19 protein-coding genes are annotated in these 25,392 nt (G+C 38.4%); 4 read left to right on the top strand and 15 right to left on the bottom strand.

The window, feature by feature from the left end; genetic code table 11:
• Positions 1–74: 74 nt before the first annotated feature.
• The 6 genes from V5M36_RS06460 to V5M36_RS06435 form a co-directional block, all read right to left on the bottom strand.
• Positions 75–2,714, bottom strand: coding sequence for a bifunctional aconitate hydratase 2/2-methylisocitrate dehydratase (locus tag V5M36_RS06460; protein ID WP_338563250.1), 2,640 nt, complete (start codon positions 2,712–2,714; stop codon positions 75–77).
• A 293-nt stretch (positions 2,715–3,007) separates the two neighbouring features.
• Positions 3,008–3,277, bottom strand: coding sequence for a hypothetical protein (locus V5M36_RS06455; protein ID WP_338564081.1), 270 nt, complete (start codon positions 3,275–3,277; stop codon positions 3,008–3,010).
• Positions 3,278–3,436: 159 nt separating this feature from the next.
• Positions 3,437–3,814: a hypothetical protein gene (locus V5M36_RS06450; protein WP_338563247.1), complete on the bottom strand. Its 378-nt coding sequence runs from the start codon at positions 3,812–3,814 to the stop codon at positions 3,437–3,439.
• A gap of 229 nt (positions 3,815–4,043) precedes the next feature.
• Positions 4,044–4,481: a putative hemolysin gene (locus V5M36_RS06445; RefSeq protein WP_445206314.1), complete on the bottom strand. Its 438-nt coding sequence runs from the start codon at positions 4,479–4,481 to the stop codon at positions 4,044–4,046.
• Positions 4,482–4,686: 205 nt separating this feature from the next.
• Positions 4,687–9,219, bottom strand: a complete 4,533-nt coding sequence (locus V5M36_RS06440) for a translocation/assembly module TamB domain-containing protein (protein ID WP_338563244.1) — start codon at positions 9,217–9,219, stop codon at positions 4,687–4,689.
• Positions 9,220–9,272: 53 nt separating this feature from the next.
• On the bottom strand, positions 9,273–12,023 hold the full coding sequence (locus tag V5M36_RS06435) for an autotransporter assembly complex protein TamA (RefSeq protein WP_338563242.1): 2,751 nt from the start codon (positions 12,021–12,023) through the stop codon (positions 9,273–9,275).
• A 178-nt stretch (positions 12,024–12,201) separates the two neighbouring features.
• Here V5M36_RS06435 and V5M36_RS06430 point away from each other — a divergent pair, with 178 nt between their 5' ends.
• Both V5M36_RS06430 and coq7 read left to right on the top strand, forming a co-directional pair.
• Positions 12,202–13,521 (top strand): MFS transporter, encoded by a 1,320-nt coding sequence (locus V5M36_RS06430; RefSeq protein ID WP_338563239.1) that lies wholly within the window; start codon positions 12,202–12,204, stop codon positions 13,519–13,521.
• A 4-nt stretch (positions 13,522–13,525) separates the two neighbouring features.
• Positions 13,526–14,161 (top strand): 2-polyprenyl-3-methyl-6-methoxy-1,4-benzoquinone monooxygenase, encoded by a 636-nt coding sequence (gene coq7, locus V5M36_RS06425; RefSeq protein WP_338563236.1) that lies wholly within the window; start codon positions 13,526–13,528, stop codon positions 14,159–14,161.
• Between the two features lie 86 nt (positions 14,162–14,247).
• Here the strand turns inward: coq7 and V5M36_RS06420 are convergent, their stop codons facing one another.
• From V5M36_RS06420 to V5M36_RS06380, 9 genes are all read right to left on the bottom strand, one after another.
• Positions 14,248–14,784 carry a DUF2799 domain-containing protein gene (locus tag V5M36_RS06420; protein ID WP_338563234.1) on the bottom strand — a complete coding sequence of 179 codons (537 nt, stop codon included), beginning with the start codon at positions 14,782–14,784 and terminating at the stop codon, positions 14,248–14,250.
• Positions 14,785–14,997: 213 nt separating this feature from the next.
• The gene (locus V5M36_RS06415; protein WP_338563232.1) at positions 14,998–15,906 is read right to left on the bottom strand and encodes a LysR substrate-binding domain-containing protein; all 909 of its coding nucleotides are present in this window, start codon (positions 15,904–15,906) and stop codon (positions 14,998–15,000) included.
• A 152-nt stretch (positions 15,907–16,058) separates the two neighbouring features.
• On the bottom strand, positions 16,059–16,493 hold the full coding sequence (locus tag V5M36_RS06410; protein WP_338563229.1) for a 2-amino-4-hydroxy-6-hydroxymethyldihydropteridine diphosphokinase: 435 nt from the start codon (positions 16,491–16,493) through the stop codon (positions 16,059–16,061).
• On the bottom strand, positions 16,450–16,830 hold the full coding sequence (gene folB, locus V5M36_RS06405; RefSeq protein ID WP_338563225.1) for a dihydroneopterin aldolase: 381 nt from the start codon (positions 16,828–16,830) through the stop codon (positions 16,450–16,452). Before folB ends, V5M36_RS06410 begins: the two co-directional genes overlap by 44 nt.
• 191 nt (positions 16,831–17,021) lie before the next feature.
• A complete protein-coding gene (locus tag V5M36_RS06400) occupies positions 17,022–18,323 on the bottom strand; it encodes an ABC1 kinase family protein (protein WP_338563223.1) in 1,302 nt (433 codons plus the stop codon).
• A gap of 39 nt (positions 18,324–18,362) precedes the next feature.
• Positions 18,363–19,154, bottom strand: a complete 792-nt coding sequence (locus V5M36_RS06395; RefSeq protein WP_338563220.1) for a HesA/MoeB/ThiF family protein — start codon at positions 19,152–19,154, stop codon at positions 18,363–18,365.
• Positions 19,155–19,458: 304 nt separating this feature from the next.
• Positions 19,459–21,105, bottom strand: a complete 1,647-nt coding sequence (locus V5M36_RS06390) for an AMP-binding protein (protein ID WP_338563217.1) — start codon at positions 21,103–21,105, stop codon at positions 19,459–19,461.
• Between the two features lie 264 nt (positions 21,106–21,369).
• Positions 21,370–22,506, bottom strand: coding sequence for an acyl-CoA dehydrogenase family protein (locus V5M36_RS06385; protein ID WP_338563214.1), 1,137 nt, complete (start codon positions 22,504–22,506; stop codon positions 21,370–21,372).
• Positions 22,507–22,774: 268 nt separating this feature from the next.
• A complete protein-coding gene (locus V5M36_RS06380; protein ID WP_338563212.1) occupies positions 22,775–23,545 on the bottom strand; it encodes an SDR family NAD(P)-dependent oxidoreductase in 771 nt (256 codons plus the stop codon).
• Positions 23,546–23,707: 162 nt separating this feature from the next.
• On the opposite strand from V5M36_RS06380, the gene V5M36_RS06375 reads away from it, so the two are divergent.
• Positions 23,708–24,775, top strand: coding sequence for an AraC family transcriptional regulator (locus V5M36_RS06375; RefSeq protein WP_338563209.1), 1,068 nt, complete (start codon positions 23,708–23,710; stop codon positions 24,773–24,775).
• Between the two features lie 177 nt (positions 24,776–24,952).
• Positions 24,953–25,303 (top strand): hypothetical protein, encoded by a 351-nt coding sequence (locus V5M36_RS06370; RefSeq protein WP_338563207.1) that lies wholly within the window; start codon positions 24,953–24,955, stop codon positions 25,301–25,303.
• Positions 25,304–25,392 lie beyond the last annotated feature (89 nt).

The raw sequence follows: 25,392 nt of genomic DNA, 5'->3' as shown, positions 1-25,392 counted from the left end.
AAATTCTTAATAAAAAATAAGGGCTGATTACTCAGCCCTTATCTTATACCGCTTATTGCTTAATTATCAATAAATTAAGACAATTGAGCAGCAGCAATTTTCTTCGTATCAACATTTTTAGCAGCGTCAGTATAGTCGCTCATTTTGTCGAAACTTAGGTATTGATAGATCTCAGCTGACATGCTGTCAATTTGAGCTGCATACTGTTGATATTCTTCTGGAGAAGGTAATTTACCCAATACAGCAGCAACAGATGCAAGTTCAGCAGACGCTAAGTAAACGTTAGCACCTTGACCTAGACGGTTCGGGAAGTTACGTGTAGAAGTCGAAACACAAGTTGTGTTCGGTGCTACGCGTGCTTGGTTACCCATACACAATGAACAACCCGGCATTTCAGTACGCGCGCCAGCTTTACCATAGATGTTGTAGAAACCTTCTTCCATCAATTGACGCTCATCCATACGTGTTGGTGGAGCAATCCACAAACGCGTTGTCAATGAACCACCAGGCACTTTCTCTAACAACTTACCTGTTGCGCGGAAGTGACCGATATTTGTCATACATGAACCAACGAATACTTCGTCAATTTTCACGCCTTGAACATCAGAAAGAAGTTTCGCATCATCTGGATCGTTCGGGCAGCAAAGAACAGGTTCTTTAATGTCAGCTAGATCAATTTCATATACTTTCGTATATTCAGCATCAGCATCAGCTTGAAGCAATGATGGATTCGCTAACCATTTTTCCATGTTTTCTACACGACGCGCCATAGTACGTGCATCGCCATAACCTTCAGAAATCATCCATTTCAACATTGTAATGTTTGATTTCAGGTATTCAGCGACTTTCTCTTCAGAAAGTGTAATTGAACAGCCCGCAGCAGAACGTTCAGCAGAAGCATCAGAAAGTTCGAATGCTTGCTCAACAGTCAGGTCAGTTTCCATTTCACGTAGATCGATCTCAAGGATACGACCAGAGAAAATGTTTTTCTTACCTTTCTTCTCAACCGTTAAGTCACCCGCTTGAATCGCGTAGTAAGGAATCGCATGTACAAGGTCACGTAGAGTGATACCAGGTTGCATTTTACCTTTGAACTTAACAAGGATTGATTCAGGCATATCAAGTGGCATAACGCCAGTTGCTGCAGCGAACGCTACAAGACCAGAACCCGCAGGGAAAGAAATACCAATTGGGAAACGTGTATGTGAGTCACCGCCTGTACCAACAGTATCCGGCATTAACATACGGTTTAACCAAGAGTGAATAATACCGTCACCTGGGCGTAATGACACACCACCACGGTTCATGATGAAATCAGGAAGCGTATGTTGCATTTGAACGTCAACTGGCTTTGGATAAGCAGCTGTATGACAGAAAGATTGCATCACTAGGTCTGCAGAGAAACCTAGGCAAGCCAAGTCTTTCAATTCGTCACGTGTCATCGGACCAGTTGTATCTTGCGAACCAACTGTTGTCATACGTGGTTCACAGTAAGTACCTGGAAGTACGCCTTGACCTTCAGGAAGACCACATGCGCGACCAACCATTTTCTGTGCTTGGGTAAAGCCTTTACCTGTTGCAGCAGGCTGAACAGGAACACGGAACAATGTAGATACAGGTAGACCTAAAGCTTCACGTGCTTTAGTGGTCAAGCCACGGCCCACGATTAAGTTAATACGACCACCGGCACGAACTTCATCAAGAAGTACAGGCGTTTTAAGATCAGCTTCAGCAATTTGCTGACCGTCTTTAGATGCAGTTACTTTCGCAGCAGCATGATCAATATTCAGAACGATTTCATCGCCCATGTTCATATTTGAAACATCAATTTCGATTGGCAATGCGCCAGCATCTTCCATTGTGTTAAAGAAAATCGGTGCGATTTTCGAACCTAAGCAGTAACCACCGTCTTTTTTGTTCGGAATGTGTGCAACTTCATCACCGAAGAACCAAAGAACCGAGTTGGTTGCTGATTTACGAGATGAACCCGTACCAACAACATCACCAACGTAAGCAACTTGATTGCCTTTAGCAATAAGTTCTTTAATTTGGTTAAGTGGACCAACTTCACCAGGAACTTCTGGGTTAATACCATCACGTTCGTTTTTCAACATTGCATTTGCATGCAATGGAATATCTGGACGGCTCCAAGCGTCTTGTGCAGGTGACAAGTCGTCTGTGTTTGTTTCGCCAGTTACTTTGAAAACTGTAAGCTTGATTTCAGTTGGAACGTCTTCACGGCTAGTGAACCATTCAGCATCTGCCCAAGACTGCATAACTGCTTGTGCATTTGCGTTTCCAGCTTTTGCTTTATCAGCAACATCATGGAATGCATCAAATACAAGTAGTGTTTTTTTCAAAGCTTCAGCAGCTAGCTCAGCAAGTTCAGCATCATCAAGAAGAGCAACTAAAGGTGCTACGTTATAACCACCAAGCATCGTACCTAGTAAGTAAACCGCACGCTCTTTAGTGATTAATGGAGAAGTAGCTTCGCCTTGAGCCAACGCCGCCAAGAAAGCAGCTTTTACATATGCAGCTTGGTCAACGCCCGCTGGAACACGGTTTTCGAGCAAATCAACAAGAAATGCTTCTTCGCCAGCTGGTGGATTTTTTAATAAGTCAACTAATGCGGCTGTTTGAACATCATCAAGTGGCTTCGGTGGGACTCCGAGTGCGGCACGTTCTTCAACGTGTTGGCGGTAAGCTTCTAGCACGGTTTATTCCTCTTTTTTAAAAAATTATTTGCTAATTCCTGCTTGTAAAGCTAAGCAAATAATATGGACAGCTAAATTTTACTAAAATTCCAGTTAAAAGTTAATGCATGATGAGTGTTTCTTTGTGATGACCATTATTTTCTAACTAAATGATCCAACAATTGATTAGACAACATACAAATCATGCCAAAACCAAGTGAATTTCATCCTGTCATTCACTTTTTTAACGGATGCTCAAACAAGAAAAAGGCAACCTGATGTTGCCTGATTGTGAAATATAAAGGTATTACACCTTAGTGGACTGTTGTTTTCTCTAAATAATCTTGCAAACTTTCCCGTGTTCCTTCGAAACGGATTAAGATTTCATCTTCATGCATCATACGATGTTCTGCACACGCAAAGCTAATTTTTACGAGATATATTTGAGCATGTTCATTCAACACTTCTTGAATATAGACACGATCACCTAAACTTAATACATAGTGACTGCCATTAATGACGGCAATTTTATTTTCATCTTCTATGAGCAAATCAGCATTGTTCATATATGCGACAACTTCCATCATTTTGCGCCTCTACTTTTTTATTCTATATCTTATATTTATATATGCTTTTCTCATAAAGTGCTAATTGTTTTTTGTTGCTCAAAATCTCGATAGCCGATCATTTTTTTTGTGTAAAAAAAGAGCATCATCGATGCTCCTTTTAAAATATAGAATAAATTAGAACTGTTTATAATCAGGTAGCTTACGCTCATCGAAAGGTGTCGCTAAACACGCATCCATTCCTTCCTGTTTAAATTGAGCCAATAAGCTGTCTTTGTTTTTTTCCAAATCCTGCTCAGGATATGCATAAACTTTTTCAATTTGCGCTTCAACAAAAAATTTGGTCGTCGGGTCTGTCAATTTTGCAGCGTGATCTTCAGCTTGCTGCAAGGTAATCCCATTTTGACGATCTAATAAAATTGAACGCGCTGCATTACCAATACTGGTACAGTAGCCGTGCCACTGTTCTTCAGGTGTGAGTGGTTTCTTCTCAGAGCAAGCACTCAATACAGCAGTCGCACCCAATATAGTCGCTAAGATGACTAACTTTTTCATAAAACTCTCCTCATCTGCCTATGATAATCAATCTTAGGACAAATAAGAAAGTCCAAGCCGTAAATATATAAAAAGCCCTTCTGGGCTTTTTATATCGATTTTGTAGAATCAATAGCGATAGTTGTTTAGAAGATCATCTTAAAATTCATCTAGAAGATTATATTTTAGAAGATTAGATTTAAAATCATCTTAAGGAAATGTTCTAACTAAATCTTTAACCACAGCATCTTTAACCACAACTGGCTTGAACAATTTTTTTGCTTTTTGGATCGGTGACAACCGTCACTCGATCACTTCGATAGTCCATGGTCACAGGTTGATTCGGTTGTACGCTTCTTAACTGTTTCGCTTTGGTTTTTTCTAGAATCTGCGCTCCAGTTAAGTTGGATTGACCGATTAATCTTTTCGCTTCTTCAGGAACACATTCTGCTTGACTTGCTCGGAATAGTTTCCACTCTTCAATGACTTGACCATTGGCTAAATGACAATAAGCCACTTGTCCATTCGCTTCATTTTTAGTTACAAGTTTACCACCCTGTTTCACACAGAATACACTTGCTGGATTTGCCATACCCAGTCTAGGCATGTCAGCATCATTATTTTGTGGTGTCGCACAAGCAGTTAAACCACCGAGGAGAAAACTAACGCATAATATTCTTTTAATCATCTTAATATTTCTTTATAAAAAATAAATCTTAACAAATTTCGTTCATTTTGCTGTGGGATTTTTGCAAAAATTTAAGCAATACATTTTTAATGATGACCTCATCTGCTGCGTTTTCTCCTCAGCAGACAAGAGAATAAACAGAGAAGAGAATATAAAGTATGTTCATACCAACTGTATCAACATACTTTTCAAATATGACTTTCAACTAGAAGCGCCAGTTATAGAATACGTCAATTGCTCGTTCGAGTGACTGACTTGCCTCTAAATATAATCGTTGATTCATTTGATAACGCAACGTTAACTTATTCACTGGCGTAAAGACCCCAACACCATAACGAATATAGAGATCAGGTGTTAAATATCCTGTTACGCTCACTTGCGTATCATCCCCAGTACCCTGCGCATCAAGTGCCAAACCGCTAAGACCAAATGTTTGACCGATTTGATTGGTGAATGCACGTGTTCCACCCAAACCTAAACTAATTCCCGCAGCAGCAATAGTATTATTGACATCAGATTTAAAGCCCTCAGAAGTACTGAGTGCACTTGATCCCTCATTAATTCGACCTGTAATTAATGCATTCATGGCCTCTTGCTCAGATAAACCAGCATCATTATAAACTTGAATGCTCGGCCCACTCGCAGTGCCTGTGACACGTAAACCGACTGTACTGCCTGAGATTTTTTTATTGGCATCTACATCCAAAGTTGGATTCGACAATGGACCATTAAAACGTGCAATTGCTCGGTTTAGATCTAATCGTTGACCGTAGGCTTCAATAACTACTTTTTGGCTCACACCGATAGCGCCATTCGCTCTCATCGCTGTCTCTAAACCACGTTGGGTGAGATAGATGCGACCGACCAACGGTATACGACTATTAAAACCTTGGAAAATCACTTGCTGACCGAGATTTAATTCAACATCTGCACGAATATCCCAAGGTTTAGCCGCTTTTAAAATCGATAATTGATCGTCGCCTTCACGCACCACACGAACATCTGGTGAAATTGGAACCACCGTGGCACTCGATTCTGGCATTGAAATCAAAGCACGTGGCACATCAACTTTACCCTTAACCGTAATCTTCTTTGTCAAAGGTTGGGCATCTAATTCAATATCTGTATCGACAATTGCAGTGATTAATGGTGCTTGACGAATCAATAAGTTTTTACCGCTTAACTTTAACTGAATACGCGGATTAGTTTTCCAATCAATATTACCTGTTAATTTACCTACACCACGTCCACTGTTAAAGGCGCCATTAATACTGGCTTCATTTTGACGAATCGAAGAATACAACTCAATATTGGTTAAATTGACAGGCAGTGAAATCATACTGATTACACCATTTTTAAGGCGTAAATCACCATTGAATAGAGGTTGAGTTAAGGTCCCCCCGATCTTTCCTGCCAAAGATAAATTTCCTTCTAACTTACGCACATCAGAGATAAAAGGCTTTAAAATTTTCAATTGCACTTGATTAAACGCAATTTCTCCACGCATAGGTTTTGACGCGACAAATGGGTTAATAATCACGTTGGCATAACCCGTACCGATATTGGGCGCTTTCAGATCTGCACGCAGTAATAAACCTTCAGGGACACTCTTGGCAATTACACTCGCTTCGTCATAGTTCATGGTTGAACTAATATCATCAGGATCAACAGCTGATAAACCGATGACTCCGTTTTGCGTCACTAAACGTGCATCAATCTTAGGATTTGTCCCTTGTGCCCATGAAGCTTTTGCATAGCCATTCAATTTACCTGTAATGGCAAGCCCTTCTGGCATGAATGCAGCGAAATCCCCTAAATCTAAGTTTTTACTTAAAAAAGAAACATTGCCTTTGGTTTTACTCACCCGAGAAGGTTCATCCAAACACAACTGACTTTGTTGACTCGCCCAACAATGTTGACCGACATAAACTTCAGTTTTAGCGGCATTGTAGATGACAGGAGCATTTTGCTTTTGTTCCAAATACACACGTACCGAATCAAAAACACCTTTTTGGATTTGCCCTAACCAATCATTTTGTTGGTTAAAACCACCAGCAAGTTGCACATAAAATTTTGAATAATAATTCCATGCTTGTAGCTTGAGAATATGTGCTTTACGTGTACCTGATATCGCCAACTCACCATGTTGAACTTCACGCGTACCACTGCGTAAATTTTCCATTCTTGCTGACATCGTGGAAGCAACTGTTTCAGAAGTCGGCAACTCACCTTTCAAGCTAAGTTTTTTAATACTCACCACATCGTTAAAGCCAAAATTATCGATGACTAAATTGGCCGTCGCAGACAGTCTAGGTTGAGATTGTAGATTCACATAACCTTGAGCTTTACCACGTAAACCTGGATAAACCTCATATAAAGCAGGTGCATTAATTTTTACGCGTAAATTTTGTGCATTCCCTGAAGCCTGTAACTGATTTTGTGCATAGGTCACAAATAGATTATTGGCTTCAAACTGCTGAGGCAAAAATCCTTTTTGATTTGAATTAAGCAGTACAGCTAAATTCCCTTTTGCACGAAGTGTCTTATTGTTAATTTTGCCAGCAAGATTTAAACGCTCAACATTTATTTTTTTTAGTTGATCAGACCATACACCTTGGGTCTTCACATTTCCTGAAATTTCACCGCGCACACTCGATATAAAGTATTGCGGTTTAAAGCGGATCAATGATGCATCCAAGTCCCAGCCAAATCCATTATTCAGGTTTACCAATCCATTAGCTGTAATTTTACCTGCTGTGCCATTGTGGCTAAATTCTGAAATTTGAATACGTTGTGGCGTACCTGCGACACGGATTTTTAATTGACCTTCACTTTGTGAAATTTGGCTTGCATTTAAATGACCATCATAATTAACAGCAAATCCTTTAAAGCCTCCACCTGCTTTTTCATCATTAAATAATAATGCAGCTGTACTCTTCCCTGTCAGTTTGACAGTTTCGGATTGAGTTTGGTTCGCAAGACGTCCGATCAGATTTACTGAATCGAGCTGAATAATTTGTTGATTTGGTCGAGCAAAACCATTCGCTTTTATTGCACCATTTAATAGATTAATCGGCGCAGCAGTCGAAATCGTTTGTGGATTAAAATCTTGAGCATTGAGTAATGCTTGCCATTTCAATTGACGCTTTTCATCTGGTAACTCTACAACGGCACTTCCTGATAAAGATCCTTTTTCAGCAGAATAACGGAACGAAGGAACATGTAAATCATTGCCTTTTAAATCTAACTGAGCAACATATTGACCTGCAGGTAATGTTGTTTTTTCATTGGCGCGAACAGCAGTTGAGACTTCGATGTTTTGCTGTCCCTCAACCAAAGCCATTTTAACTTGACCTGAATCACTACTTAACCAACCGACATATGGAACGGCGCGATCGATATTGCGCCATGAAACATCCATTAACATTGGATTTGGCTTTTTATTTTTCTGTTCAGCTTGGCTTTGTTCTGCTTGAGAAAGCTGTAATTTCCACGTTTCATAACGATCAAAATCAAGATCCGCAGCAACCTGCATTCCATCTTTTAAGGAACCAGTTGAGGCAATATTGGCATCCAGACTAGGCGGAAGAAAATCACGTACAACTTGCGGAATCACTTCGTCTTTCGGACTTATTTTATCTAAACGACCTTTGAGATCCCAGTGCACATGATCCTGCCAGCTGACTAAACCTGCAAGATTAATTGCGCCTTGCATGATTTGACCATTTAAGTTACTGATATTGAGCTGATTCACTAAATCTGTATTTGCTAATGCGGTATATTGACCTTTCGGAATACTTTCACCGCTAATATCTGTATTGATATCAAAATTTAAACGCTTAATATCTCCGCTAAATTTAGCCAGACCTTTATCAGAATGTAATTTTTGTTCAACCAATAAAGGCCATTTATAATCTTTGAAGATTAATGCGCCATTCATCGGCACATCATCTCGCATAGGATGAACCACAGCCCAACCCGTGAGCAAATCTGGTGTTCGAGTCGCAATACCTGCTTGAATCGTGTCTAGAGATCCCCGCGCATGCAAATAAATATCTTCAACATTAATACTTTTGAGAGAAGGTAATCTGACAATCGCTGTGGCATCTAATGGATATTTACCATTAAATTGCATTTTACCTTGAGCATTATGGACCGACAAATAGCCCATATCTAATGAGGTTTTTTCAAATTTCAGTTCTGTACCTGACCAAAGTGCATCATTTAAAACGATATCATTAAAATCTACAGCAGATGTGGCTGTCTGAATTTGCAGTTTATCGATTGTCGCTTCGTCAACTCTAAGAACGAAAGGTAGTTTTATTTCGTTGAACTTAAACGGCTCATCACTCGGAGGAGATTTATTAATCACGCGAAGATTTTGAATATCTGCGTAATTTAAATGAATTTCCTTGTTTAGAACTGCACGCCAACCGAGAATCACATTGGCACGGTCAATCTTTACATCGACCGCAGTCAACGTGACTAAAATATTTTTTAGAATAATGCCGTTAAGTAAATTTCCACCCTCATACTCGTAATGAATCATTTGTTGAGCAGACAGCGCTCGATCCAATAAAAACTTACTTCCTTTATCTGTTGAAAACATGACCGCTAAAGCAGCAATTAAAAAAACCAAAAGAAAAACAATGAGCAGCAAAACGCTACGCACTATACTGCGTCGTTTTGGTTGCTGCGGCTCAGGTTTTGGTTGATCTTGCTGTTCTACTTCAGCCATAAAATTTCCAAAATTATTTATTTTTAAGAATAATGACGATTCAAGTGTTTAAGTTAAAGTTGTGAACCTATAAAGAAATGTAATCGGATGGGTTTACCAGGATCCGAAATTCCTGACGCAACATCTAATCGAATTGGACCGATTGGGGAGTTCCATCGTATTCCTAAACCTAGACTATATTCAGTAGGATTACTAAATTTTTCATCATATGCATTACCAAAATCAGAGAAGACTGCCGCACGCCAGCCCTCTTTAAATTGATAATTATATTCTACTGTACCCACAGCTAAGGCTTGTCCGCCGATTTTAAAACCAAAATCTGTAGGTGATAAACTCTTATAATCAAAACCTCTTAAGCTCTGATCACCACCAGCAAAGAATCTAAGATTGTAGGGCACTTTTTCAAAATTATCAGTAAAGATATAACCTAAACTCGCACCACCAATAAACTGATGATCACTATTTTCACCTAAAGAATACATGGCTTTCCAATTTGCATTGGTAATCGCCATATCCACATCTGACAATAAACTCTTACTACCCAATTGAATTTTATAATTCTGTTTAAAACCTTTTGTAGGATTTATTCGTTGATCACTGATGATTTTCGTTGCATCATAACCCAGCAACAGTGATTGCTGTTCTGTATTTCCAGTAGCCAAAAAGGAGTCTGGAATATCATCAATATTAAAATCTTCGTTAAGATCTAGATCTAATTCACCCTTGATTGTCATTCGATCTAATCGATAGCGCAAGCCAAAGATATGTTGCCAATCTCGTCGCCCACCTTTGATGACTCGGTCTACACCCGCAACGGCAGATTCAACCACCAAATCTAAACCATTCCCTAAACTATCACGATCTTCACGTTCATAACCGCCGACGAAACTGACATAGTCATTTAATGGGTGTTTATAGGGCACATTATAGCGGCCATCAATTGACTGACGAATTTGTGAGAGCTCTAAATTGGCATCAAAAGAATGACCGTGCTCATTTACAATTGCTCGGCGATATTGGCTACGCAAGCGCACACCAGTGTCTGTACCATAACCTAAACCTGCTTCAATCGTATTTAATCGATCCGCATTCAAGGTCACGATCACAGGAATAACTTTTTCTTCACGTGCTTGAGTCTGCAAACGATCATTTTCTTTTTCTCGTTCTTTCGCTTTACGCTCAGATTCAGTTAAGTTTGCATCAACATTACCCTCTTTCACCCCTGCAAATTGATTTTCGTCTGCAACAGACTGTGATTCAACTTCAGCACTGAGCTCAGGTTCTTTTGCCAGATCTGGTCTAAACTGACTTTCTGGAATATTTTGTTCATCCACCAAACGCTGTAAGTCTGGCGCTAATTCTAAAGGTTTAATAATCGGATCAGGTTTAACCGCATCCACCAAGGTATAATTAAAATACCGCGAGTTAGTCAGGTTGTTTGCCAATAGATTCACACGCCACGCAGTATAATCTGCACCTGCTTTCCAAGGTGCTAATATTCTTAGAATATCCTCGCGCAAAGGTAATGGCTTGCTAGGATCACTCATTCTAAATTCAACTTCACCTAACTTATAGCGCTCACCTGTTTCATAGCTTAAGTTAATATCCGCGAGATTTTGTGGCCGAGCCAGCATCACATCATGCATACGCCAATATGAATCAAAGAATCCGTTATTGCTGGCAGCCTCAGCAATACGATTTTTGGTGACTTCATATTTTGCATGATTGAGCACATCACCTTCTTCCAATTCAGGTAAGACACCAATCACTTGGAATTGTGCTAAATTTTTTCCTGCACCAGAAAATTCAATATTTTGTTCACGAACCAAGACTGGCTTATTCGGCGTAACTAATACACGCACTTGATTCGCTGATGCTTTTTCAAACTTAAATTCAGCATCATAATAACCGACAGCCTGCGCAGCTTGCTGAGCTAATGTTCTTAGCTGGGGCAATGCCGCGTTATAATCAGAAAATGACTCTGACGTAAAAGCGGACAGTTTAGCTTTAATGTTATCGGCTAAAATTTTAGGCGCACCCTCAACTTGAGCCGTGATTCGAGGAATTTTATCAACTTGATTGGTTCGTGGTGGACGTATTTTATAAAAAATACGTTTGAATACATTCTGCTTTTTAACTTCTTCTTGTTGTTCAATATTCTGACTTGCGAGAGAACGGCCAGCTTCGTTTTCTTGTACCACAATTTTGCTGTCTTCTTCGATACTCTTCATCAATGCATCAATATTAATCGGTGCTTGAGTAATTTCTTTCAGATCGCTGCCAGTGGTTTGAAGCACTTCTATTGCTGGTGCTTTACTCACCCCAGAACGAAAATTTTGCGCTTCAACTTTAGCCTCTTCTGCGACTTGTAAAATTTCATTCGCCATTGAGTTATTGACGTTTTGAACTGGAAGATCTTCTAAATCTTCAAATTCGATCGGTATAAATGCTTTTTCATCAATTGCGCTTTCTTGATTTTGAAGCATTTCTAAACTATTAAACTCTTTCTCATCGTTTAAAGTGTTGAGCTTTTCATCCAATTGTTCAATTTTAGAGGGTGCTAAGCCTTGCTGTTTTGCTGCCGCCTCAAGTGCTTGTTTATTTTGCTTTATATCATTTTCTGTGTTTGATGGCTTAATCACAGCTGAACTTGTATCAACCTTCTCAGCCGCATAAAGTAAAGGCGAATTAAATACACTTAAAAAGACACTCGCATACAACAATTTATTGATATCATTTGTGTTAAATATACTATGCATACAATGTGCGAGCACTGATTTTTTAAACTGATTTTTTTCTGACATACTGCGCTCTAAACACTTTTTATTTAAGTTGAAAACACCGAGCTTTTTCAAAGGATCTTAATGTTCAAGCTTCTGGTATTTTCAGATCTTTTTTGGGTTAAAAGTATGATACATGAATTTCAGATATTGTTGCCAGTTGATCACATTTCTTAATAAATTTTAATGAAGCATGCCTACAATGGAAAAAAATGAGCACTTATTAGGTACACGTCGTTTTTTGCCGATGTTCCTAACCCAGTTTTTTGGGGCACTCAACGACAATGTTTTTAAGCAATCTCTACTTTTAGTGATTACTTATGGCTGGATTCAACAACAAACAGCCTCTATTAGTACATTAAATAATTTAGCAGCACTGTTATTTATTTTACCTTACTTCATTTTTTCTGCTACGGCGGGACAGATTGCCGACAAATACGAACGTTCTTTTCTCGTTCGTAATATCAAATTACTTGAAATTATCATTATGTTGATCGGGACTGCAGGCTTTTTGTTGGGAAGTTTGTGGTTACTTTTATTCGCTTTATTTTTAATGGGCACACACAGCACTTTTTTCGGTCCAATCAAATACGCCATTTTACCTGAAATATTAAAACCCAATGAGCTCATGTCTGGTAATGCCCTATTTCAATCGGGCACATCCATGGCAATCCTTATCGGTATGATTTTGGGTGGTGTTGTCATTTCAAGTTCTGAAGGCAACTTGCTGTGGATCAGCTTAACTGTGCTCGGTATTGCCCTCATTGGTTATACCTGTAGTCGTTTTATACTGATTCAAAAAGTTCCAAAAAATGACGTGGAAGTCGATTGGAATTTTTTTAGAACCAGTGTCCAAACGCTAAAATATGCAAAAAGCTTACCGTTGATTTTCACAATTTTGCTTGGAAACTCTTGGTACTGGTTCTATGGTGCAACCTATCTGACTCAAATACCCCAGCTGACCCAACAAAATCTGCATGGTAATGAAAATGTGGTGAGTTTATTACTTACATTGTTCTCCGTGGGTATTGGTGCTGGTTCTCTGCTGTGTCGTAAAATTGGTGGTGCTGAAGTAAATATTAAAATGGTCCCCATTGGTGCGATAGGCTTAACCGTTTTCGCTTTTTATTTAGCGGGAAGCTTAGCCTTTGTTCCTGAACGTAGTGGTGATTTTATCGGCATCGCGCAGATGTTCAGTTCGGGTATGAGTTACTATCACGTCATGGTTGCTGTAACCTTACTGGGCATTAGTGGCGGTTTTTATATCGTTCCAATGTATGCCATGATGCAAGCGTACTCACCTCGCTCACATCGTGCTCGAGTGGTTGCCGCAAATAACATTTTGAATGCGGTATTCATGGTGTCTTCTGCCATATTCTCAATTATCATCTTAAGTATTTTAGAAATTGATATTAAAATACTGTTTAGCATCACTGCGATTTTGAGTGCTCTATTCACCACTTGGCTCTTGCTAAGACTGAAACCAATGCTTAAAAATAACCGAATTGCTTTAGAGGATTAAGCTCATGCGTCAATATACCGGCTTAGACAAAATCATTCACTCTTTTGACCAAGCTTTGCGTAGTTTGGTGCCAGGGACGACCTCTGCACAACGTGAAAATCCTGCTCAAAACGCTGAAACTCAATTGGGTGTAAGTGAAGCACGTCATGTTGCTGGACTGATGCGTGTCAATCATACTGGCGAGGTTTGTGCTCAAGCGCTTTATCATGGTCAAGCGTTGACTGCCAAACTACCCAATGTACGTCGTGAAATGGAACATGCTGCGATGGAAGAGCAAGACCATTTAGCATGGTGTGAAGACCGTTTAAAAGAGTTGGATAGCCACACCAGTCTACTTAACCCAGTTTGGTACGGTTTGTCGTTTGGTATGGGTGCGATTGCAGGTATTGCGGGTGATAAATACAGTTTAGGCTTTGTTGCAGAGACTGAACGCCAAGTGAGTATGCATTTACAACAACATCTCAGTCAGTTACCTGAGCAAGATCAGCGCTCTCGGAACATACTGCTGCAAATGAATGAAGATGAATTGCAGCACAGAGATACAGCATTAAATGCAGGCGGTGTAGATTTACCTGTATCCGTTAAAATCACCATGACTGCTATGTCTAAATTAATGACCACAACCAGCTATTATCTTTAATCCTCTTAAAAAACATTCATAAACTTAGACATATAAAAAAGTGGCGATTAAGCCACTTTTTTACAACACATAAAATAAAAAATAATTTATAAATAATGGCGACGTTTAAATTGCATCAACTTCCATTCTGCATCGTCATATTCATTTTCAATTCTCTTTTTATCTATTTTAAACTGCTGAATCTTTTTAATATATTGATCGCGTTTTTCTTTAGATAAGTCTTTGTCCAATAAATAATCTTGATGTCGATTAAGTTCACGATCTATGTTGTTTTTATTGACTTCGGCCTGATAAAATTGATGAGGAACGTCATAGAATGGACGAAGTTCTGAATGTTGCTCAACTGGGCAAACACGATAAGAACCACTGCCATTTAAAGCCAATTTGTATATATTTCTAGGCTGACAATATTGTTTTTGTCCTAGTTTATATCCCTCTTCATATAAGTTTTGATTCGGCACAACATTCACTTTGGAGCACGCTTTATAATGATTTGCAATTCTGGAAGATAAACCCGACTGTCCATCTTTTTCCCCAATCTGTTTCCAGTTAGCTGTATGACACTCTTGTGGTGACAAAGTAGCGCAAGCATTGAGAAAGACGACTGAGGAAATGAGTGTCATAAATATAATTTTAGTCATTTTTTATTAATAGTTTTGTTTAAAGTGTGGATAATACGTATTTTTGAAAAAAATAGAATAAAAAGACGTAAATTTTAACAAGATCAAAACAACCTGACCGAAGCAATGTTCTTTGATTAAAATTTATGAGGTACTTATCAAAGAATATTCGATCTTTTAGGCCTAATTTATTAAAACCGATAACATTGAGAAACACTAAAGACGAATATCTTTGCTTTTCAAATTTTCATAAAACACTTGGCGAATCCATTGATGACTTTTGTCATTATGATTCGAGATATACCAAAATTGTTTGATCGAATACGTTGGAAAGTCTTGCGGCAATTCTAAAATCTGTAAGTTCCCACGCGCCAATAATACTTCACTCAAGTAAAACGGCACTGTTGCAATCGCATCTGATTGTTGAACTACTAAGCCTACACCCAAATAACTCGGTAATGTCATGACTTTGTTTCGTTTATACCAAAGTTGACCGATATGATTTTCAAATGAAAAATGCCCAGCTCCTACTTCAACATCAATATGCTTTTCACCGAGATATTCATCTAAAGTAATCTTTGGATTTTTAAGACGTGGATGATCTTTAGCTGCGATCACTACAAAATATTGTTCAAACAATTTTTGCTGATAAAAATAATCATCCAGTTGGTCATAAAAACCTACGATCAAATCAAGCGTTCCATTTTTCAGCAGGTCTAAGCTATTCGATTTAATCGCATGTACATTCAACTGTACCTTGGGTGCATGATCCTTCAAATAGTTCGAAATTTGAGGCAGAAGCACCAAATGTGCGACGTCCGTCATGGCAATATTATAAATTTTTTGAGATTCAAAATGATTAAATTGCTCTTTGTGCTGACAAATCGCATCATAATTATTCAACAAATCAGAAATGAGTGGAAATAACTGCGTCGATAATTCCGTAGGGCGCATTTCATTCTCTACGCGAATGAATAAAGGATCTGCATAATATTTTCGAAGTTTATTTAATAAATTACTCACCGCAGGTTGGCTCATTTCTAATTGTCTTGCGGCAAAAGAAACATTCTTCAGTTTATAAACATATAAAAAAACTTTCAAAATTTTAATATCGATCTCTACCACACATATTTCCCTGACTATATTGAAGCAACAAAACAATAGGACGTTGCTCAATGACAACGCCCACTATAGGTATATAAACCGACACATTTTCTATTTCAAAATTGTGAAAATATCATTTTTAACTTTATATTTTTCGATAACACTTTTCAAATCTAAATTTCGATTGAAACAATAGGATAGTCTAAATGCGTTTTAAATTCTGCGCATTTCCATAAATCAAACATAGGCACTTTAACATCTAATGCCAAAGGGAGTTTCTTTTCATTAAAATGCATTTCAGAAAGTGTTTTACCCCAAGCAATCAAATCGACATCCAGTGATATGTGATGTGAAGGTCGTATTCGTCCAGACTCTGCTTCCATTTTTTTCAACACCATAATGATGCCTTCAACAGATTGAAAAGAATGCACTAAACATGCTGCATTCCAATAATCTGCGCCGATGCCATCACGACATGGAATTTCATATATTTTGGAAAACTGCACTTGACCTAAACTTGAAATTTTTTCAAATGCTGTTTCAAAATTTTGTTTAGGATTGCAATTACTCGCCAATGCTAGGGCGAAAATCGTTTCGGTGGCGTTCAAGACGAATTCCTACAGAATTTGCTTGCGCGATAATGGCAGGCTTACGGATGGTAATCATAATAGATTCTATAGCCGTAAAGGTAGTAAAAAGCGCATTTAAAACCAGTTTTGCTGCATGTTCAATCAATTCAGGCTGAGCCTCCTGAATTACCTTCGCTGACACTTCACAAATTTCAGCATAATTTAATGTATCTACCAAAGCATCTGAGTTTGATGCCTGCTCTAAATCAGTACGAATGATTAAATCCAGTATTAAAGGTTGAATAATTTGACGTTCCCAGTCAAAACATCCTACGACTGTCTCTACTTTTAAGCCTTCAACAATGATGGCATCCATAATTTCACTCTATTCACTCTAAATAAAAAAATAATCCCCATTTATTCTCTTGTTTCCAAGCAGAATCACTCTATTCGAAGATGAATTGAATGTTTTCATCCTTCCATTCTTAGTCTTTAGCAATGGAAGGATGAGCAGGCTATCTAAGGATTAAATAAAACAATTAAGCACAAAGATTATAATATTTAAATCTATTCGCTTTTAAACAACGCACTAGGCTCAATACTTTGAACCATCTGTAAGCGTTGATCTGCATAAATATCCGTATAGGGTGCAAGAATACGCATGAATCGATCAAAGTACAGCATTTGTTTAAACAGCAAAGCAAAGTCACGTGGAAAACGAATCCCGTGTCGCTCCCCCACACCCACCATATCCATCATAATGTCATTTAAATCAGCAGGATTGGTCGACAAAATTTGCTGTGGATCTGCCATAAGCACACCACCAAATAAACGCTCTAAATCATCTGCGAGGACTTTGGTATCCACCTGCTGATCCGTCATTCCCATACCCAGCATATTTTCAGCCATTAATGGATAATCCGTTTTTTGTAGCGCATCCATAAATGCAATACATGCCGTCCAGACTTCAGGTTTTAATTGACCGACAATACCGAAATCAATAAAGCCGACCCGACCATCTTCAAGAAGCATCAGATTCCCTGCATGTAAGTCAGCATGGAAGCTCTCACACATCATCAGACTACCAAACCAAGTATTCATCGCAGTGATAAGCACTTGTGACGGATCTTTAGAAACTTTCTTCACCACTTCAAAATCTGTCAATGGTACACCGTAGAAACGCTGCATCGTTAACACACGGCGTGTCGAATACTGATGATAAACTTTAGGTGCAACAGCTTGATTATTTTGCGTCACATGCAAATAGTTTGAGAAATCATCGATATTTTTAGCTTCTTCGATAAAATCGACTTCGCGCACCATACGGTTTTTAATTTCTTCAACAATATCGGCCAAAGATGCAAATTTTACTTTCGGTACAGCTTTTTCTAAAATTTTGGTTGCCCAATGTAAAACGTTCAAATCTGTGTAGAGAATCGTTTCTACACCTGGTTTTTGAACCTTAATCACGACGTCTTCACCGCTCACCAATTTCGCAGCATGTACTTGTGCAATTGAAGCTGATGCAAGTGGTGTTTCATCAATTGAAGCAAATATTTCGTCCAAATCACGACCGACAAACTCGGATGCTAAAACACTTTCAATATAACTAAATGGGAGTTTAGGTGTTTGGTCTAAACAACCTTGAAATTCTTCGACATATTCACGTGGAAACAAGGAAGGTGTACTGGCAATAAATTGCCCTAATTTTATGTATGTAGAACCGAGTGACTCGAAGGTTTCTCGCATAAGTTTTGCATTACTGGGTTTTTCCACCGCATATTTTATGCCTGCGCGAGCAGCAATTACGGCCGTTTCCCCAACACGGGCAACTGAACGTAATCCATCTAACCAAATATTGTTTTTCATAATGTCTGAATAGAATTAAATGAGTTTGAGTGTAACAAATTAATATGCATTTGCGGATTGTCTTGCCTGACAGATTGGACAATCTGTATCTATTTCAAAGGCTAAAATTCGTTGTTTCATTGTTAAGCCATCCCAAAGCATAAGTTTTTGCTTAAGTGGAGTCAGACTTAAACCCAAATATAACAGTGCATGATGTGACTGTAGACTGGCCATTACGTTGGGTGTTGTTGCCAGAACACCGGAATCAGCACAGCGTAAACTTTCATTGGCGTGCTGTTCTTTAGGGAATAAACATTCATAGCAAGCTGACTCACCCTCCACCATAAATAACTGCCCTTGGAAACCAATAGCAGAGGCACTAATCAGTGGAATATTTTCAGCTTTGCAGATTTGATTGACCAAATAACGAGTTTCGAAGTTATCACAGCCATCCAAAACTAAATCCTGTGCTGAAATGAGCTCTTTAGCATTTTGATTATCTAATAGGTAGATATGGCTTTGTACACGAATATGCGGATTAATCTGTCTTAAGCGTTTTGCTAAAATCTCAGCTTTATAAAATCCAATATCCTGCTCTACATAGGAAATTTGACGTTGTAAATTACTCATTTCAATCGTATCAGCATCAATGAGGGTAATCTGACCTACACCAGCACGTGCCAATAATTCTGCTGTTGTGCAACCAATACCGCCACACCCCACAATCAAAACATTACTGAGTTTGAGCTTTTCTTGAGCGTCCAGATCCCAACCATCCAAGAGAATTTGACGTGAGTAGAGATGCATTTCAGATTCAGTGAGTTCTAAACTACTTTCGTTTAATTCAGTCAATCAAAAAGCCTCAGAGAATAAATATTAAGATTGTAATATCAATCTTATCAAAAGATTCATTTATTTAACCAACATTATAAAAACCAAGAACTAAGAAAAACTTATAAATCTAGCTAAACTCGAATAACCTTTCGCTAAAACGTTAGCCACTCAAATAAATTAGTATTTTCAAATAAATAGTATTTCAAATACCCCAATTCAATAAAGTTTTTACTTTTATTAATGATTAAATTAACGATCAGCCAATGTATGAAATGTACTTAAAAAAAAGCATCCTATAAGGATGCTTTTATATTTAATGTATTTAACTTACTTTTTGAATTCCATGCATTTTAGCGATTTCTTGTTGCTTAAGTAAGTTGCGTTGAATTTTACCACTTGAGGTCTTAGGTAGAGTATCGACAAACTCAATCTCTTTAGGATAAGCATGCTTGGACAATCTTGAGCGTACATATTCTTGAAGCTTATATCCTAATTCTGCACTTGAGGAAAACTGGGGTTTTAGCACCACAAAAGCTTTCACCACTTCAGTTCGCTCAGGATCAGGCTTGCCAATCACAGCCGACTCAAGCACCTCGTCACATTCAAGTAAAGTGCTTTCAACATCGAAAGGGCCCACACGATAGCCTGACGTTGTAATGACATCATCATCACGACCAATAAAGTCAACGCCTCCTAATTCATTAAGCTTAACGGTATCTCCTGTTAAATAATAATGACCTACAAAAGACTTACGATTGATGCCCCCATAGCCTTTGAACCAAACAAGAGGTGATTGCGAAAAATCAATAGCTAAGGTTCCAATACCACCTTTTTCAACTTCTTGATGCTCTGCATTCAGCACACAGAAACGATGTCCTGGATTTGCAAAACCAGCTGAACCCACCTTTTTAGGATGTTCTAAAGCATGGTGATTGGCAATGACCATACCAAGTTCAGTTTGCCCATATTGATCGTAGATATTTACATTTAAATCTTGATTAAACCAATGAATCACTTCAGGTGTTAAAGGCTCACCAGCACTGCTGACCGCGCGCAGATGCGTTTTAATAGAAACATCAAACTTTTCTTTAAAACCAAAAAACATACGAAATGCTGTTGGCGAGCCGGTTAAGTTACTGACTTGATATTTTTTAATAACTGCTACGGCGTGATCCACACTAAAGTTGCGCTCATCCATAATAATACGATGCCCCATAGCCAATGGCCCTGTAATGCCATAATACAGCCCATAAGCCCATCCCGGATCTGCCAGATTCCAAAATGAATCTTCTTCACGCAAATCTACAGCAAGGCGCATGTATTCTTTAAACGCTAAAATGGCTTTGTGAGGCACACGTACCGACTTCGCTAAACCCGTCGTACCCGAAGTAAACATCATTAAAAAATCATCTTCAAATGTTTGCATTGCAGGTTCAAAATCTGATGGGTATTTGTCAATCTCTTGCCAAAAATGAGCTTCGAGTGAAGCTATTGACTCATCTACGCTCACTGTCAGCAAATGAATATTGTTTAAATCATTGAGCTTACTGCGCTGTTCAGTATTGGTCACAATCAATTTCGTTTGAGCGGTATTAATACGATGTTCAATCGCCTTTGATTCAAATGCGGTAAATAACGGTTGATAAATCGCACCTATACGCCAAGTTGCCAGTATAGTAATCAATAACTCTGGTGTTCTTGGCAGTAAACCTGCAATACAATCCCCTGCTTTTAGACCTATTGCATTGAAATAATTCGCAAGCTTGCCTGAACTCTCAGCCAGTTGATCAAAAGTCCATTGTTCAGATTCACCATTTTTGCCTTCCCAAATTAATGCAATTTTATTTGAACCGATATAACGTCCACAGCATTCAACATAAGCATTGATGGCGTGTGGATTACCTATCAATTGCTGTTTAATTAATGCCTCATAATCAAATTCTTGATATGCCTGTTCTAATGTCTTCATGACGTCTATCCTCATCCTTTTGAATCTCCAGCACTTCATGTACTGATTTTATGTCGTAGATCTATAAATTACTTTTTAAATGTTATCGTTGTTGTATTACGAGGTTGCAGCATAAAGTGCTCATACGTTAAACCTCTTTTTGAATAGAACTAGATAATCACGAATAAAGGCACAGAGCAATTTCCAAATGCCTCAACTCTATTGCAGTTTTTGAACAGTAAATTTCAAGTTTAAAAATAGAGGAATTAAACGAAGGTTAGCGCATTATATTTTTGTCACTTCCCGTGCAATGACCAATCGCTGAATATCGGATGCACCTTCATAAATTTGGCTGACACGCACATCTCTATAAATCCGTTCTACAGGAAAATCTGAAACGTATCCATAACCACCATGAATTTGTATGGCATCTGAGCAGACACGTTCTGCAATTTCAGAAGCAAATAATTTCGCCATAGATGCTTCTTTGAGACATGCTAATCCTGCATCTTTTAAACTGGCTGCATGTAGAACCAGTTGACGCGCAGCTTCTATTTTTGTTGCCATATCTGCGAGACGAAAAGCAACAGCTTGATGTTGTACAATTTCAACTCCAAAAGCTTTACGCTCATTGGCATATTCTACAGCTGCATCTAAAGCAGCTCGTGCCATACCCACACACTGTGAAGCAATGCCAATACGTCCTGATTCGAGATTTGAAAGTGCAATTTTATAGCCTTCACCTTCTTGGCCTAACAAATGATCCAAGGGAATTCGGCAGTTGTCTAAAACAATGGTGGCTGTATCTGAACAATGTTGTCCCATTTTTTCTTCAATACGCGAAACGATAAAACCGTCTAAGCCTGTCGGAACCAGAAAGCATGAAATTCCTTTTTTTCCTGCAGCTTGATCGGTAACTGCAAAAACAATGGCAAGCTGTGCATGTTTGCCCGTGGTAATAAATTGTTTGGTGCCATTTAAAACCCAACTGTCACCATCTCGCTGAGCTGTGCATAACAATGCGCCCGCATCTGAACCAGCTTGCGGCTCAGTTAGACAAAAACAGCCTAACCACTCTCCACGGGCTAATTTCGTTAGATACTTTTCTTTTTGAGTTTTTGAACCATATTTCAACGTAATTCCACAAGGCAATGAATTTTGTACACTGACTATGGTCGAGATCGCCCCATCGCCTGCAGCAATTTCTTCAATGGCCAATACCAAAGAAACATAATCCAATCCTGCACCGCCCCACTCTGTAGGAACTGTCATGCCCAATGCACCTAAATCACCCAATTCTTTTAATTCTTGTTTCGGAAAACGATGACTTTTGTCACGCTCAGAAGCTGTGGGTTTAAGTTTTTCTTGCGAATAACTGCGTAACATGTCCTGAACCATTTTTTGTTCATCATTTAAAATCATTGAGCTTCCCTCTCATAGTTCGGTATAAATTATTTTTTGAATCTTTGATGTATTTGGAACATGTAAAAAGCAAAATTAATCAATTCTGTTGAACTGAGAGACCATTCTCTATCTTCAGTTCAACAAAGAAATGTGCCTATTGATCCTTAAAAATAAGAGCAACACTTAGATAAGATACATTCGACCGAATATCGATTAGAGGTGATGAATCAAATCGTCTTTTTTAAATTCACATTTATGTTTGATTTAATTAAAAGCAAGAATTTCTCTACTTCGCTGCCATACGAATCGCGCCATCTAATCGAATCACTTCACCATTCAAATACGCATTTTCACAGATATGACCGACCAAATGTGCAAACTCTTCAGGTTTCGCTAAACGTGGTGGGAATGGCACCATCAGACCCAAGGAATCTTGAACATTTTGTGCTAAGCCTTTCAACATTGGCGTTTCCATAATGCCAGGTGCAATGGTCATCACACGAATTCCATTTCTTGCCAGTTCACGTGCTAAGGGTAATGTCATCGCGACCACTGCACCTTTAGACGCAGCGTATGCAGTTTGGCCAATTTGACCATCAAAAGCCGCAACTGAAGCCGTGTTCACAATAACGCCACGCTCTTCCTCACCTGCTTGTAATTCGTACTTCGCAATCAGTTGTGCTGCAAAACGCAGCATATTAAATGTGCCATTGACATTAATATTTAATACTTTTTGGAACAGTGCTAATTCATGCAAACCCTCACGGCCCAATACTTTTGCAGAAGGTCCAACACCTGCACAGTTAATTAAACCATTCAGCTGACCATACTCTTGTTCAACTTGCTTAAAAAAATTCTCAACTGCTGCTTCATCAGTGACATCTAAACTGACAAATTGAGCATTATTTCCTAACTGCTGCTGTAATTGCTCTCCCAGTGCTTGGTTCATATCGACCATAATTACTCGAGCACCTTGATCAACCAAATATGATGCAGTTGCAGCACCTAAGCCCGATGCACCACCTGTTACGACAAAAACTTTTCCATTAATTTTCATGTCATATTCCTTTTGAGTTTTTCATAAATATTTTTTGATGTTAATTTCTTAAATTTCTACTCGACTTAAGACGCAGAGTAAACACACTCTAGCTTGAGTACAATTTCCAAAAGTAGCATATGCATTGACGCATTTGGACAATCACCTTGGTGGAATTCAATCATGCAAGGATCTTTAAAGATTCAACAGACTCAATATAGTAAAGGAACCATTTCCATTTCATTGGTACATCAGGCATTAAGTGCTGCCCATGAAAAAGGTATAGATACCACGCAGGTACTAGAAAAAGTTGGAATATCAGCTGAATTATTGGCATCGCCTAAAGCAAGAATTTCGGTGAGTAGTTTTGGTCAGTTCTGGATTGAGTTATCGAATCATTTGAATGATGAGTTTTTTGCCATGGACAGCCATCCTATGCGGCGTGGTTCTTACCAATTAATTTCTGAATTAGTCATTCATAGTCATAATTTAAAACACGCGATTGAACATATTTTAAAATTTTTCAATGCCATTCTAGATGACCTAAAAAGTCAGTTATTTGTGCAAGAAAATTATGCATATATCGTAATTAATGATCTGAAAAACACCAAAACCATGTTTTCTTATGCGACTTATATGATGCTGATTCATAGTTTAATCTGTTGGCTGACAGGACAACGGATTTCACTCAAACAAATACAACTCAAGTGCCCAGCACCAGATGATGATTCAGATTATAAAGTCCGCTTTTGTGAAGAGATTAAATATGATTGTGATGAGAATTATCTACAGTTTGATGCCAACTGCTTAAATATACCGATCAAACAAAACCACGCCTCATGGAAACAATTTATTCAACAAACACCGAATAATCTATTGGTGCGTTTTAAAAACCCGAACTCTATTGCAAATATGATTCGAAAGCAGCTGATGCAACTTCACCCTTCAGAATGGGTTGAAGTACACGATCTTGCTCAACAATTAAACTTGTCTGAAGCGACGTTTCAACGGCGATTGAAAGCTGAAGGCGTAAGTTACCAACAACTCAAAAATGAAATCCGCAGAGACACTGCGATAGAACTTCTCAGTAAAACCTCTCAGTCTTTACAAGATATTAGCGATGAACTTAATTTCCATGATCCGAGTGCATTTCATCGTGCTTTTAAAAAATGGACGGGTGTCAGTCCTGGAGCATATCGTCATTCAATAAATCAAGAGACTGATCAGTCACCGACCATCAGTTCAAATTAAGTTATTTATTTCTATTTGAATATTTATAAATTTAAAATTTATTGATTAAAAATCAAAACCCTTCAATCTTAAAAAAATTGCATTGATTAACATTTTAGACTATTTTTCACTCAATTTATTGCGTTTATGCAATCCAAAATCTCCCCCTCAACTGTTAAATCAGCTATAGGTTTTATTATGCTTAAGATGTCTGATGTACTTGAACAAAATCTAGTACAAAACTTTAAGTGTGCGCTTACATCGCCTACGATCAATTTTGAAGAAGAACTCAATCAAGGCATTTTAAATGCTTCAAAGTTACAACTAAACAATGTCATTGCATCATTCTTGCTTGAACATAGTCCACTTGAACTTGCTCAAGCACTTGATATTCACCCTGATCATATTCAAGCCATTCAGACTGATGCTGCTTTAAGTCGTGAATTACTCAACGACACAGCCAAAGTTGTAGCTCTATGCCTTGCACTTGAAACAGATGTTCTAGAGAGTGTTTACATTCCTGAAAGCTTGCAAGACTATCCAGTTTAAAAATTATTTAATTTTCAACTGAGAAATCACTTCATTTTCATACCAAAAGCGGCTTTCAAATGAGTCGCTTTTTGATGATTTCTAAAACT

It is taken from the genome of Acinetobacter sp. KS-LM10 (genome assembly GCF_036896575.1).
Classification (GTDB): domain Bacteria; phylum Pseudomonadota; class Gammaproteobacteria; order Pseudomonadales; family Moraxellaceae; genus Acinetobacter; species Acinetobacter avistercoris.
This window is presented reverse-complemented; position numbering and strand designations above follow the sequence as displayed.